General features: G+C 39.0%; 13 protein-coding genes. All 13 read right to left on the bottom strand.

Going from position 1 to position 14,115, the window contains the following annotated elements; translation table 11 throughout:
• Window positions 1–46: 46 nt before the first annotated feature.
• Window positions 47–247, bottom strand: coding sequence for a hypothetical protein (locus MHZ92_RS07675; RefSeq protein WP_239431081.1), 201 nt, complete (start codon window positions 245–247; stop codon window positions 47–49).
• Window positions 244–1,182 carry a DUF2599 domain-containing protein gene (locus tag MHZ92_RS07670; RefSeq protein WP_239431080.1) on the bottom strand — a complete coding sequence of 313 codons (939 nt, stop codon included), beginning with the start codon at window positions 1,180–1,182 and terminating at the stop codon, window positions 244–246. Before MHZ92_RS07670 ends, MHZ92_RS07675 begins: the two co-directional genes overlap by 4 nt.
• Window positions 1,183–1,917: 735 nt before the next feature.
• Window positions 1,918–3,105, bottom strand: coding sequence for a DegT/DnrJ/EryC1/StrS family aminotransferase (locus MHZ92_RS07665; protein WP_239431079.1), 1,188 nt, complete (start codon window positions 3,103–3,105; stop codon window positions 1,918–1,920).
• Window positions 3,106–3,124: 19 nt separating this feature from the next.
• Window positions 3,125–4,552 (bottom strand): APC family permease, encoded by a 1,428-nt coding sequence (locus MHZ92_RS07660; RefSeq protein ID WP_239431078.1) that lies wholly within the window; start codon window positions 4,550–4,552, stop codon window positions 3,125–3,127.
• 39 nt (window positions 4,553–4,591) lie between these two features.
• A complete protein-coding gene (locus MHZ92_RS07655) occupies window positions 4,592–5,896 on the bottom strand; it encodes a hypothetical protein (protein ID WP_239431077.1) in 1,305 nt (434 codons plus the stop codon).
• 12 nt (window positions 5,897–5,908) lie between these two features.
• Window positions 5,909–6,553: a NeuD/PglB/VioB family sugar acetyltransferase gene (locus tag MHZ92_RS07650; protein WP_239431076.1), complete on the bottom strand. Its 645-nt coding sequence runs from the start codon at window positions 6,551–6,553 to the stop codon at window positions 5,909–5,911.
• A 3-nt stretch (window positions 6,554–6,556) separates the two neighbouring features.
• Window positions 6,557–7,153 (bottom strand): sugar transferase, encoded by a 597-nt coding sequence (locus MHZ92_RS07645; protein ID WP_239431071.1) that lies wholly within the window; start codon window positions 7,151–7,153, stop codon window positions 6,557–6,559.
• A gap of 5 nt (window positions 7,154–7,158) precedes the next feature.
• Window positions 7,159–8,436 (bottom strand): glycosyltransferase family 4 protein, encoded by a 1,278-nt coding sequence (locus MHZ92_RS07640; protein ID WP_239431069.1) that lies wholly within the window; start codon window positions 8,434–8,436, stop codon window positions 7,159–7,161.
• 9 nt (window positions 8,437–8,445) lie between these two features.
• Window positions 8,446–9,156: an acyltransferase gene (locus tag MHZ92_RS07635; RefSeq protein ID WP_239431067.1), complete on the bottom strand. Its 711-nt coding sequence runs from the start codon at window positions 9,154–9,156 to the stop codon at window positions 8,446–8,448.
• A gap of 58 nt (window positions 9,157–9,214) precedes the next feature.
• Complete coding sequence (locus tag MHZ92_RS07630) at window positions 9,215–10,357, bottom strand: DegT/DnrJ/EryC1/StrS family aminotransferase (RefSeq protein WP_239431066.1); 1,143 nt, start codon at window positions 10,355–10,357, stop codon at window positions 9,215–9,217.
• Window positions 10,263–11,522 carry an O-antigen ligase family protein gene (locus MHZ92_RS07625; RefSeq protein ID WP_239431065.1) on the bottom strand — a complete coding sequence of 420 codons (1,260 nt, stop codon included), beginning with the start codon at window positions 11,520–11,522 and terminating at the stop codon, window positions 10,263–10,265. The genes MHZ92_RS07630 and MHZ92_RS07625 overlap by 95 nt, the downstream gene beginning before the upstream one ends.
• Window positions 11,509–12,786 (bottom strand): lipopolysaccharide biosynthesis protein, encoded by a 1,278-nt coding sequence (locus tag MHZ92_RS07620; protein WP_239431064.1) that lies wholly within the window; start codon window positions 12,784–12,786, stop codon window positions 11,509–11,511. Before MHZ92_RS07620 ends, MHZ92_RS07625 begins: the two co-directional genes overlap by 14 nt.
• Window positions 12,787–12,794: 8 nt before the next feature.
• Window positions 12,795–14,114 (bottom strand): nucleotide sugar dehydrogenase, encoded by a 1,320-nt coding sequence (locus MHZ92_RS07615; RefSeq protein WP_370644655.1) that lies wholly within the window; start codon window positions 14,112–14,114, stop codon window positions 12,795–12,797.
• Between the last annotated feature and the right edge of the window lies 1 nt (window position 14,115).

Here is a 14,115-nt window from a genome sequence, read left to right as displayed (position 1 = left end):
TGGCATGTGCCGGTTTTATATTTGATATACTTGATGTTCTCAAGAACTACTCTATACTCGGGATTTTATAAGAATCTCCCATGAAATGTGGCTTCCCGTTAATTACGTCCTCTTGGACAAGGAAATACTGTTCGCTGTTCTTCTTAATTCCTACTTTACGTGTAATTACTAGTGTCTCTTCAAGAATCTCTCTTTTAATTTGTCGAAGTACCCGCTTCTGCTTCCAAATTTGTATCACTCTATTCATGGGTTACATGACTTCCTTACTGTGGCTCTATAGTCCGTTTCCGTACGATGAGGCTCGAGGTTCCACGGCACCTTTCGGCTCCCAGCAAATACTTCATGACATTTATACTGCACGTACAGTGACTCTGTATTCATCCACCTAGTGTCCTTTCCAAAATCCGCTGCCAGCAACTCGAATGACCTCTTTGAATGCTTTTCCCTTACTTCTTGACTACTCCATTCCGTCAGGGTTTCTTTCGGGTAGATGCTGACAGACTTAATTCCTTTTCTATCTATCCATTCTACCTTGCTAAAATAATCATCGAAAGTATAATCGTTGAAATCCTTTAGCATCCCACGGGTCTCCATTAACCCGTACAATGCAACTACCATCGTCAACCTATCGGCATCCTGATTCGGCCTAAAGAAACCATCCGCCGCTGGTTTTATGATTTCGTAATGCGATAACCTCTGGACTGCTGCCTTCTCTCGCTTACTTAACGTACCGATATCCTTGTACGTAACGTTAGCCCCTTGCGGATATCTCTCTTTCATCTGCAAGGAATCTTCCAACACCACCGCCAAACTTCTTCTTGATACAGTTGCCCCTGGCAAGAATTTTCCTTCTTTATGTTCTCCCATAAGACCCGCACCGTACGCCTTCACTACTCCATCGTACGTGGACGCTTTCACTGTGACATCCTTGAACCGTGGCGGCGTTTTAGGCATTTGCAAATCCAACGCCCTTGCCAGATATGTAGCAAGTTGACCTCTGTTGATTTTATCGTATGGTCTGAATGTCCCATCCGGATAACCATTGATAATCCCCTTATCCACCAATACCTTTATCTGTTCTCTCTCTTTTTCCGTCAGCCCTCCAACATCCGTGAACCCCTTACTCTCTGCACTAACTGATGTACTTATTGTTGTGGCAAGCAATACCGTCAACAACAACACCCTAAAACCCCTAGCTTTCATTATCTTTTTCTTCTCCAATCATAGTTTCTTTATCTATCGATACAATCAGCTACTTTCCGGCAACAACAACTCGGTTCTTACCGCTATTTTTAGCATCATAGATCGCTAGACTCGCCTCTTTGATAACCGTGGCCTCATATTCACTACCGGTGGCTACTTCAACACTCACCATAATGCCTAAAAAATCAGCCACATAATTTCAGCTGAAAAATTACACAAACAATATGGCAACGCAATCACAGATATCACAGCCATCTGTGTTACACTCATTCTCCACTCCTCTCTAACACCTTTACATCAAAAAAAGAACCTCACATAAACACCCTTAACGGGCATCCACGTAAGGTTCTTCTGCGTATCACTGTAAATTTAATTCTATTTAAATCATACTAAAGTTCCGAATATCTCTATCTACATAAATCATACTAAAGCTTTATATTGATGTCAATAACATATATCAAAAGCCTATCAACTATTTCCCAATAGTAGGATTCTTTCAAAAAACCTCCGCAAAACTTTTGCAGAGGCCTTGTGTTAATCTGTTCTGAAGTTATAGAAGATGATACTGAGATGATGATAAAGTTACTAGTTTGCTCGATTAACGAAAAAAAAAGAAGTAAAAAAAAGCGATCATTCTTTTTATAATAAGAATGGTCGCTTTATCTTCAACTTCCCCTTGTGTTCCACATTCTAATCTTGGATTTCCTGTTCTCACTAGACTCGGTGAAAAGCTCCTTCACTTTTCATACTGTTACTCGACACCAAATGCTTCCTCAAAACCCCTACCACTCGCCCCTGCTCCTCCACAGTCATATTCGAACCAGACGGCAGACAAAGCCCTTCAGCAAACAATCGCTCACTTACAACCTCGTCAATACTATGAGGATAAAACCTACACCCTTCAAACAACGGCTGTAGATGAAGCGGTTTCCATACCGGACGTGCTTCGATATTCTCTTCTTCCAGCAGATCGATCAACTCGTAAGGGGTTATCATAATAACTTCAGGATCCAACGTCAACGCTGTCAGCCAACGATTCGAATAAGTCCCTTCCAACTCCGGCATAAAATGGACGCCTTCAATGTCCCCTAACGCTTGCACGTATCGGTCAAATACATCTCGTCTGGCCTGTACACGATCATCCAACACTTCAAGCTGTGCACGGCCGACACCGGCAAGTATATTACTCATCCGGTAATTATAACCTACTGTACTATGCTGATAATGCTTCGCTGCATCACGTGCCTGTGTTGCCAAAAAGCGCGACCGGTCCAATGCGTCAAGGTCATTTGAAACGAGCATACCGCCACCTGAAGTTGTAATAATCTTGTTACCGTTGAATGAATAGATGCCAAAGTGTCCGAACGACCCGCTCTTTTTCCCTTTATAGAGAGAACCAAGCGACTCTGCCGCATCTTCAATAAGCGGAACTTCATACCGCTCACAGATTGCCATCAGTTCATCCATTTTCGCACTTTGTCCATACAAATTAACGACAATGACTGCTTTGGGCAACTGCCGCCTTGCTAGTGCATCTTCAAAAGCACAGGCCAATGCCACAGGAGACATATTCCAAGTCTCTTCTTCAGAATCAATGAAAACCGGCTCCGCCCCTGCATACAAAATGGGATTCGCAGATGCAACAAACGTTAAACTCGAACAGAAGACTGTATCTCCTTGGCCAACACCAAGAAGCTCAAGTGCCAAATGGATCGCAGCTGTGCCAGATGAAGTAGCAGCAGCGCCTGCTGTCCCAACATAAGCCGCGAGTTCAGCTTCAAACGCATTTACGTTTGGGCCAAGCGGTGCAATCCAGTTTGTATCGAACGCTTCGTTAATGTATTTCTGTTCATTCCCGCTCATATGAGGGGAGGATAAAAAAATCCTCTTGTTTTCTATCATGTTCATCTCCCCATCCACTTTACTTTTTCTCTCCTAAAATATAGTAGGACAATTCATCTTTTCCGAGCACACTGAAACTCTTATAGATGCTCGTGTAAAATGTGACGCCAAGTGCAACCCAAATAAGGAGAGCTACAATAGATGGCATTCCAAGTTGTGCCGGAGAACCTGGCACTATCAATAAGAGTACAAACATAATACTAAAAACCGCTCCAAATAAAGCAATGGTCTTTTTAATAGGAGAAATCTCTAACCCCTTGTTATTCCTTGTCCAACTGAGGACTCGATAGGCCGTAAAGCATGTAAAGAAATAGGCAATTGAGACACCAATCGAGGACATATCAACAATCCAAATTAACGCTTCACGTCCAAACCACACAGAGGGAAGTGTGAAAATTGCAATGAAAATAATCGACTTATATGGTGTATTGTACTTCGGGTGTAAATCCGAGAAAAAAGCCGGTAGGGTCTTTCCACGAGACATTGCAAATAAAAGTCTGCTAGATGAGTGAAAAAAACCAATAAGTCCTGTAAAAATCCCCATACATATCGCAATAACCAAAACTACGACTCCAACGGACCCAAAGGATGCACTGATAATATCACCCGTTAACCATAAATTAGAACTGTTCACACTAGAACCCGGAGCGAACGTCCATGATGTTACGCCGATCATTGTCGCATACACTAATCCGGAGGCCAATAAAGACATGATGATGAGCCCAAATGCTTTACGCGGTGAAAAGTTAAACTCCTCAGCAGCCTGAGGGACATTATCGAAACCGACATATGCCCAAGGAGCAATTGCAAGTATAAGCAATATAGAAATTAGCGGAGATTTCCCTTCAGGAAAAGCCGGTTTCATGTTTTCAATTGGAAAATCGGCGAAAGCGAATGTATATACCCCCATTATTGCAACGCCTAAAATCAATACAACAGAAAATATAAATTGAAGCTTGCCCGAAAACCCGTTTCCTCTAATGTTCAAATAAGCAAAAAACAGAATGGCTAATGAAGAAATGATGATTTCAGGTACATAGACTTTCCATCCCGCTATTTCATAAAGGAATAGTTGCTCCATAAAAGAAGGAAATAGATACTTCAATAATAACGATAAGGCCGATGCATTTAACGCAACGATACATGCGTACCCCAAAGCCAAGAACCAACCCGTTATAAACGCCCATGTCTTTCCCGCACTCAGAAAAGCATATGCAAATTCTCCTCCGGAAACAGGATGCTTTTTAATCAGTACACCGTAACTGACGGCAATGAACATCATGACGATTGCGCCCAGAAGTATGCCGATCATTGCCCCGGCAGGACCAGCCTCTGCAATCCAGTCCCCGGGTAATATGAATGCCCCCCACCCGATGGAAGATCCGAATGCTATCGCCCATACCCATGAAGGTTTTAGATTTTTTTCCAATACGTCTCTCTCGCCCATAAATACATCTCCTTTTATTAAGTCTTAGCTTGCCCCCGCTTAATCTTTTTTGATGTATTCGTTAACTATATACGCTGTTTTACCAGAAGCTAACGGCTTGATTTCATCAACCAGTTCTATTGAAATCAGTGCATTTTCTCCTAAGATGCCATGCAAGATCCCTAGTAGCTCATTTTCGTTGTAACACTCTTCGTCAGCCACTACTTTCATGGTATATCTGTTTTTGTCCTTCTGAACGAATTGAAACTTGATGACGCCTTTAACATCTTTCATTTTTACATTAATAGAGAATGGAGAGATTTTTTCACCGGAAGGAGAGTACAACATTTCTATTCTTCTACCGGAAATAGACGATAACGTCTCAATCCTCTCGCCACTAATCTCCTCAGTTTTCATTACACCCAAGTCTCCCGTGTCATACCTTATAAGGGGCATCGCTCTAGCTTCCAAATCAGTGATTACAATTCGGCCTTCCTCGCCTTCTTCACAAGGCAAGTCGGAATCCAACTTTAAAATTTCCACATAAAATGAAGCTTGATTGATACGATAAAACGATTCGCCGGGATTTTGCACTGCGATCAGTCCTAACTCTTCGGCCGCGTATCTGACCTGTATCGGGCAGCCGAATACCCGTTGTATTGCTTCTTTCTGCTTATCAAGCAAAGGTTCTGCCGTACAAATGATGCCGACTAAATTAAATTGTTCAGGGGTATCTCCTTTTCTCTCACAATATAAGGCAATTTCATGTAAGGTTGATGGAAAACCTATAATACATTTCATTTCTTTTATTTCTGCTCTGATTTTCTCAAGATTTTCATCGGACAATTTGGTTGGATCAATATGTATCTCGTTCTGCAACATTAGATTCAATCGACTTTTTGGATGTGTTGCTCTGATGAATCCATGTTTCATACCAAAATAATACTTTACCGGTATTCCGAGAAAAATAACTTCTGCTATTTGCCGGATTCTCTTATTACTATCTCTAAAAAATTCCATCGGAGTTCCGGACGAGCCGGAAGTCGTAACTTTAAGGAGTTCATCTTTATCATATAAAGACGAGATAAAGGCTTGGTTACCCTTTCTTATTATACTTTTATTGACAACCGGCATTTGCGAGATGTCATGTATATTTTTGTAAGCACTATAGTAGGGAACAGTTTGTCTTGCGTGATCGATAATATTAGTTAACTTATCCTCGATACGAGGATTCCTATTGTCTTCTTCTACAGATGTGACTTGTCTATATATTCCTTTTCCTAGTACGCGATCCATAAGAAAGAACAGCCTATTTCGGATAACTTCATTGAAGTTCATCACCGTAGAATCATAAAGACGAACCATAATCTAAACACCTCAATTTTTCAATTCCTTTGCGGGAATTCCTACTACGGTAGTATAACGGATTGGATTTTTAATCACCGTTGAGCCAGCCCCAATAATCGCACCTTCTCCGACAATGATTTGCGGTAACACGGATGAGTTAGTTCCCGCCTGACTTTTGGACTTCATTCTAGAATAACCAGACAAATTTACTCCGGGATAAACAGTTACATAATCTTCAATTTGCACATCGTGCCCAATTGTGCAGTTAAAATGAATTAATGAAAAGTTGCCTACATAAACATTCGCGGAAAAAGCGACGTTGTCCGAAACGATATTCCCGATTCCCATCTCTATTGAAGAATTCAGATGGACGGAAGGATGGATGACATTCGGATATAGTAGATTCGTATTTAAAGACAACTTCTCATAAATCTTCGCCTTGACTTCTGGATTTGCAATCGCAATTATCACGTTTGCCGTTGTATTCAGCCCAAGTAAATACTCTGTATCCCCCACAACCATCATGTCATTTACATATGTCCCGATTACATTGGAATCATCGTCTATAAAGCCTGAAATCGTCCAATTGCGATCCCGTTCTGAAATAACTTTAACTGTTTCGGCGACACCTCTACCAAGGCCACCCGTTCCAACAATAAACGTAGGAATACTCATCTCTCAATCAACCTCTTTTCCCGTAAAACGCTCAACCATCTTGTCGGAAGCTGAATTTACTCCTTCCGATTTGAATACCTTCATAACAGTCATAAGAAGTATTTTCATATCAAGAAGGAAAGATTGATTATCGACATACCACACGTCGTGTTCGAATTTCTCCTTCCAACTTATCGCGTTCCTTCCATTTACTTGAGCCCAGCCAGTAATTCCAGGTCGTACTTCATGCCTTCTTGCTTGTTCAGGCGTGTAGAGTTCCAAATAGTCGACTAGTAACGGTCTTGGACCCACTAGACTGATGTCACCTTTTACTACATTGAATAACTGTGGAAGTTCATCTAAACTGGTCTTTCTCACCAATTTCCCAAATTCAGTAAGACGCATTTCGTTCGGTAATAATTGCCCGTTTTCGTCTACCTCATTTGTCATTGTCCTGAATTTATAAATCTCGAAAATCTTACCGTTAAGTCCTGGTCTTTTTTGTTTAAATAATACAGGTGAACCTAATTTGTATTTAATTAATATAAACATGATCAAGAGTAAAGGTGATAAAACCAATAACAATAAGCTGCTTACGATAACATCAAAAATTCTTTTCACTTATCTCACTTCACTTCTAATTTTTGATTACTTACTTCGATATCATCCGGTTTCATATCGCTGATCATTTCCTTATAAATCTTTTCACCCAAAATACTCCAAGAGTATCTACTTTCAACATGATTTTTTAATGCAGCAGAATATCCTGGTACTTGGTCCTGATGATTATATAACCAGAGTATTTTATCGCAAAGCATCTTACTATTCTCAGAAACAAAAACCCCTTCGAGATCATTAAATTCGCCTACTAGCTTCGGGTTTGTATGCATGATCATCGGCAATCCTGCAGCCAAGTAGTCGTATAACTTATTCATGCTGAAGCCCCACTTATATAAGGGACTGTCTAAAATAGAAATGTAGCTCATATCTGCTTTGCTCAGTAGATAGGGAATATCCACTTTTCTAATGGGATCTAAAAATGTAATATTATCAAGTTTTTTCTCGGCAGCTTTACATATTAATTCATTCTTTAATGGACCTGCACCTACTGACAGGAAATGAATATTTTTTTCAGGATCGGACAATTTGACTTGTTCCGCCAAATCTATTAGTTTGTCCAAGTCATTGGCTATTCCATGGGAGCCCGTATAGATAATCTTGAATTTTCCTTCAAACTCCCTAAGCATTTTATCAACAATCTCGGATTCATTTCTTAATTTAAAAGAATTGATATTCACTCCGTTTGGAATATGGAATACTTTATCCTCATTTATACCCTTGGATTTCACATAACCTACTGCTCTATCAAATAGAACGATAATCTTATCGGATTTTTTGTATAAAAACTTTTCCAGTCCATATAACATCCTACTGACAACGTGAGTTTCGCTGATTTTCCCGAAGTCAATAAATGTTTGTGGCCAGAGATCGCGTTCTTCAAAATAAAACTTAGAGTTTTTCTGTTTCGAAATTTTATATGCCGCCAAAGCTGCCAGTGGATGGACGGAGGACCCTATGATGACATCCACTTCTTCATTGGCAAATGCTTTTTTTACAGTTTTAATTGATTGGTTATAGTAACTGAAAAAACTAAGTATCCTAGTACTGTTTTTTTGATAGGGAGTAGTTTTCAGCCAGACAAAACGAATGCCTTCTACATTTTCAACTTTATAATTCTCTTTTTCATGGTCAATTACATACTTTTTCTGAATGTTACTATAAGAAGAAGCAATGATTGTTACTTTACATCCTTTACTTATCAAGTATTTAGCTAATTCATAGTGTCTAGTGCCTGCATTTTGTAGTGGTGTTTTTGCATAATGATTAAAGATCCATATATTCAACTTGACACCTCATTCTTGGTTCCTTAATAATTGTTCTTCAGGAACTTTCCGTAATTTTTTCGCAGGCGCTCCCACAACCAGAAATTCTTTCTCCACATCCCGCGATACGATACTTCCTGCAGCGACCGTTCCATCTTCGTTGATCACTTTCCCGGGTAGTATCGTTGCGTTCGCTCCAATTCGGCCTCCGTCTTTTACAGTAACCCCTTTGAATTTGTCAAAACGTTCTTTTCCTCTAGCCATATAGTTATCATTCGTCGTAACGACACATGGCGCTACAAATACATAATCGCCAAGTTCTGAATAAGCGGTTATGTAACAATTCGTTTCAAGTTTGCATCTCTTACCTACTACACAATCATTCTCAATAGCAACTCCGCGACCGACAATCGTTTTTTCCCCAACTGTCACCCGTTCCCTGACAGTAGCTAAATCTGCTATGAATACATCATCGCCAATTACTGCATTTGCATAGACAATTGCGGATGTTCCAACAGTCACACCCGAACCGATTTTAGCAGGGGGCAACGTCTTCACTTCAGGAAGAATAGACGCTTTTGCACGCGTCGGCTGTTTCCCGATAACCGCATTATCTTGAATGATCACATTATCGCCAATTTCTGTTCCTTCATAGATGACAACGTTATTGCCAAGAAAAACATTGCTTCCAAATATCACATTTTCACCAATGACAACATATTGCCCTACAGTAAGCGACATCAGATTTCCACCTTTCGTAAACAACTAGCTTTTGAAAACTGAACAAGCCCTATATTTTTTATGAATAAAACTCTACAATCTTCTCGATGACATAGTCTTGCTGTTCTCGTTTAAGCTCAGGGAACATAGGCAAAGACAACGCTTCTTTCGCCGCTTTCTCTGTTTCAGGCAAGTCGCCTTCCTTATAGCCAAGCTCAGTAAAGACGGGTTGTAAATGCAATGGAATCGGATAATAAATCATCGTCGCAATTCCTTGTTCTTTCAAAAACGCTTGCAGCTCGTCCCGCTTTTGAACACGGAGTGTATATTGATGAAATACATGATAATTACCTTCCACCTCAACAGGTGTTACAACATATTCACCTACAGCTTCATTTAGCTTTTTCGTATAACACGTTGCATGGTTCCTACGATTTTCTGTCCAAGAAGATAGATGCGGCAACTTAACAGTTAGAATGGCTGCCTGCAGTTCATCCAACCGGCTATTGTAACCAAGGACATGATGGTGATATTTCGGCTTGCTGCCATGGACTCGAATGACACGGGCTTGTTCTGCCAAGTTATCGTCATTCGTCACGATCATTCCAGCATCACCATAAGCACCCAAATTCTTTGTAGGGAAAAAACTATAAGTTGCGGCGCTACTCATTTCTCCGACTTGTTTTCCTTTATATGTTGACCCAATCGCTTGGGCAGCATCCTCAATGACATGCAAGTTATGTTTCTTCGCAATCTCCATGATTGCATCCATATCCGCCATCTGGCCGTATAAGTGAACAGGGATGATCGCCTTCGTTTTCTCAGTGATAGCTGCTTCAATCTTTAAAGGATCAATGTTGTACGTGACCGGATCGATATCGACAAACACCGGTGTCGCATTTGCACGCGCTATGGCACCTGCAGTCGCGAAGAAAGTAAATGAGGTTGTAATCACTTCATCTCCTTCACCGACTCCTGCTGCTTGGAGTGCGATATGTATTGCATCAGAGCCGTTGCCTACACCAATTCCATGCTCAGTGTTACTCATTTTAGCGATATCACTCTCGATTTTCTTCACATGATTACCGAGGATGAATTGCGATGAGGACATTACTTGATCCAATTTCTCAATTATTTCCTCCTTTATATTGTGGTATTGATTGCTTAAATCTAACATCGGAATTTTTTGACTCAACGTATTCTCTCCTTGTCCAAACAGCATTTTTTAGTAGTAACAATCCAAAAATAAAAATCCAACGATTATCATATAGATCTCCAGATATTTGAGCGGTATATAAACTAAAGAGATACATGATCAGCAATGTATCATTAACTAGTTTTGTGTTGTAATCACTTCGAATGTTTATTTTTTTCATATTGTACAATGGGTAAATTATAATGATGAATAAAATTAGTAAGCCTAAAATTCCATTCTCCATAAAGATTTCAGCAAAAATATTATGGGGATAGATATATTCAGGCAGTTTTAGAGCAAATGAGCCTGTGCCATTTCCAAATAAATATGATTCTTTTCCATAAAGGAATGCTTGCTCTATTAACCAAGTTCTAACATTAAACGAAGCACCTTTGTCTTCGGAAAACAACAGAAGCAATCTGCTGTAGAACCTACTTTCCTGTATTAAAGGCCACAAAAAAACAATAGGTATTAGTAAGAAAGTTAATAAGGCTGTAAATTTTAGTATTACTTTACCTTTTATTTTCTTTGTTTTTACTGTGGTCAATAGCAAAAATAGTACAACAAAAATGACTGCTCCTAAGATAGTTTGTCGGGACCCACTTAAGAAAATAGCACCTAAAAAAATCCATAAACCGAAGTATTTAATGAATCCTCTTTTTGAACTAAGGATTATAAAAATATTAGCCGATAACCCCATAAACATCATTCTACTAAATGTGTTAGAACCGCTGTTCAGAAAGGTTAATCTTTCTGTAAATAGAGTATTGTTTACAATCCCCATAGCAATAGAAGTTAACGCCATTAGCAGAGCAACAAAGTAAAAGGATTTTATTAAATTTATTAAATCTTTTCTTTGTTGGATACAAATATCTATGATTAAAATCAGGAAAAAAACATAGAAAGTAAACTCAAGAGACTTTGTAAAACCATATTGATTTGTATCAGTGTAATTACCAACTAATAGAATTATTGAAAAGAAGAAGAGTAAAGAAGTATAAAGAGGATTGGATAATCCATACCCCTCCCTTTTCTTCATTATTATGAAGCTTAGCAGTAAGCCGATAATACCGATAACCCCAATGTAGATTGGAATAGGAGGTAGGTTAATACCAAAATCGGTTCTTCCTGCAAATATGATTAATACAATTACCACCATTTGAGTTAACTTTATTAAATTATGTAGCTTCAATATGCTCTTCCTTGCTAGTTATGACTTTTTTTATATACACAAAAACAATTACATAAAAAATCACTAATAACAGCGAGACTACAAATAAAGTTAATTCCACTTTAACTTCGAGGAGATTTAAGACACTGAAAGCTGCAATAGTAGTGATACCTCTACTTAGTTGCCAGATGAAAAGGAAGTTTTGTTTTTCTAAAACCTCTAATGTTACTGTCAATGGATAGACGATTATCTCAACAAAAAATAAAATTGACATTATACTCATTAGTTCTCCAGAATAACTCCATTCGGATCCAAAAATAACTGAAAATATTTCCGGTCCAAAGAAGAATAATAAACTATAAGGTAGAATAGCCGTCACGATTAACCTTTTTACAATCTGATTAAATAGGTTATTAATTTTGCTGTATCTTTTTGTTTCAGTACGAATTTCCGATATATATACTTGAGATATTGATTTACCAATTAAGACCATTGGCGCATTCACAATCTTTAGCCCGAACGTATAATAGCCAGCTAAAATCGGACTATAGAAAAGTATGAGCAAAAAAGGAATAGATTGGTTTACCAATACAAATAGAAATTCAGAACTAGTTGAGAGAAAAACATATTTTCTTTTTTCCTTAATGACTTCAACAACATTCGGAAAGCTGAGCTTTGGGGTTTTAGTATTCGTTAACTTTCCCCTTATAGCTCTAATATTGGTGATTAGCCTGCCTATTGCGTCACCAATTATCAAAGAATTAGGGATTACCTTCAATACTCCTAATGCCATTTGGATCGTGACCATTAAAATAGAATTAGAAACAAACAGCTTTTTTAAATCATTGAAATTCTTGTTTCTAATATAAAGGCTTGAATTTATCCTATTTAACCCCAATGCAAAAACGCCTAAGGGTATTAAATATAAAAATCCGGAGCTTTCTATAGGTATTTTCAATAATTTACTTAGCAACTCTTTTTGACTGTGAAAGATAACTAACAATGTCACTGAAAATATAATGTTGAAAATCATTGATACTTTGACAATAAAAATAGAACGTGTGTCTTTCTCTTCTGTTTGCATTGCTAATTCGAGTTTAAGTGTTGAAAGAATACTTAACGTGGATATTAATAACGTGTAAATGGCTAATACACCATATTCTTCTGGCGTATATATTCTACTTAAAATAGGTGATGCTAAAAAAAGTATCAGTTGCCCGGTTGCCGTTCCTTTAGCAATAGTGAGTACATTTTTAATAAAGTTCTTATTCTTCTTGTTTTTCATAAGTCATTTTATAGCTTGTAGTAATTTCTTTGTGCGTTATCGAGAGCATTTCTTGTATCAAGTATTGCCTTGCTAAGCTTTTGTATCATTTCATACTGAAACTCACTATGATTCGTAGCAATCAAAACTAAGTCCGCTTCTATTAACATGTCCTCTGTTAGCCTAACTGTCTGAATGATTTCCCCGTTTAATTTGAAATTAGGAATATGTGGATCGGAAACTTTCCAATCTGCTCCGGCGTCAGTCAATCGTTCCAATATCGGTAACACTGGCGATTCACGATAATCATCAATATCCTTCTTATAAGCAACACCAAGCACCAGGATTTTAGATCCTTTTAGAGCCTTCGCTTGTTGGTTTAAAATCTCCGAACAGCGCTGAACCACAAAATCCGGCATACTATCATTAATTTCCCCAGCAGTTTCAATCAGTTTCGTATGATAATTATACTCACGCGCTTTCCAAGTCAAATACCATGGATCGATTGGGATGCAGTGCCCTCCAAGGCCAGGACCCGGATAAAAAGGCATAAATCCGTATGGTTTTGTTGCAGCTGCGTCAATTACTTCCCAAACATCGATGTCCATTTTATGGCATAAGATCGCCATTTCATTAGCAAGGGCGATATTAATATTTCTAAATGTGTTTTCCAATAATTTTTCCATTTCAGCGACCGACGGACTCGATACTTCATGGATGTCGCCATCAAGAACAGCACGGTACATCGAAGCAGCCACTTTTGTACATTCTTCTGTCACTCCACCGACGACTTTCGGTGTGTTTTTGGTGTTGAATTGCTTGTTGCCTGGATCGACACGTTCAGGAGAATAGGCTAGGAATACATCTTTCCCGATGATGAGCCCTGCTTCTTCAAGAATCGGCTTGATAAGTTCTTCCGTCGTGCCCGGATACGTTGTACTTTCTAGAACGACTAGTGTCCCTGGCGTTATATGCGCTGCTATTGCCTTGGCGGAACTTTCTACATATTGCATATTTGGCTGTTTATATATATCGAGTGGTGTCGGGACACAGATAGCAACCGCGTCGACATCTCGAATGAAGCAGTAGTCGGCTGTTGCCGTTAGTTTTTCTGTAGCAACGAGTGCTTCCAGATCCTCTTGAACAACGTCACCAATGTAGTTTTCCCCGTCATTGACCATACGCACTTTCTCTTCTTGTATGTCGAAACCAATGACAGTGAAACCTGCTTTTGCTTTTTCAACGGCAAGTGGAAGTCCTACATAGCCTAGCCCAACTACCCCAATTGTCGCTGTTTTTGATGTGAATTTATTAATCAGTTCTTGTGATATTGTTTGGGTTGTCGTCATA

Source organism: Sporosarcina sp. ACRSL (genome assembly GCF_022346605.1).
Classification (GTDB): Bacteria; Bacillota; Bacilli; order Bacillales_A; family Planococcaceae; genus Sporosarcina.
This window is presented reverse-complemented; position numbering and strand designations above follow the sequence as displayed.

Excerpts from the sequence above, each read along its gene's own strand:
- MHZ92_RS07635 (WP_239431067.1), bottom strand. The coding sequence starts at position 9,156 with ATGTCGCTTACTGTAGGGCAATATGTTGTCATTGGTGAAAATGTGATA.
- MHZ92_RS07620 (WP_239431064.1), bottom strand. The coding sequence starts at position 12,786 with ATGAAAAACAAGAAGAATAAGAACTTTATTAAAAATGTACTCACTATT.
- MHZ92_RS07650 (WP_239431076.1), bottom strand. The coding sequence starts at position 6,553 with ATGAGTATTCCTACGTTTATTGTTGGAACGGGTGGCCTTGGTAGAGGT.
- MHZ92_RS07660 (WP_239431078.1), bottom strand. The coding sequence starts at position 4,552 with ATGGGCGAGAGAGACGTATTGGAAAAAAATCTAAAACCTTCATGGGTA.
- MHZ92_RS07655 (WP_239431077.1), bottom strand. The coding sequence starts at position 5,896 with ATGGTTCGTCTTTATGATTCTACGGTGATGAACTTCAATGAAGTTATC.
- MHZ92_RS07615 (WP_370644655.1), bottom strand. The coding sequence starts at position 14,114 with ATGACGACAACCCAAACAATATCACAAGAACTGATTAATAAATTCACA.
- MHZ92_RS07675 (WP_239431081.1), bottom strand. The coding sequence starts at position 247 with ATGAATAGAGTGATACAAATTTGGAAGCAGAAGCGGGTACTTCGACAA.
- MHZ92_RS07630 (WP_239431066.1), bottom strand. The coding sequence starts at position 10,357 with ATGCTGTTTGGACAAGGAGAGAATACGTTGAGTCAAAAAATTCCGATG.
- MHZ92_RS07665 (WP_239431079.1), bottom strand. The coding sequence starts at position 3,105 with ATGATAGAAAACAAGAGGATTTTTTTATCCTCCCCTCATATGAGCGGG.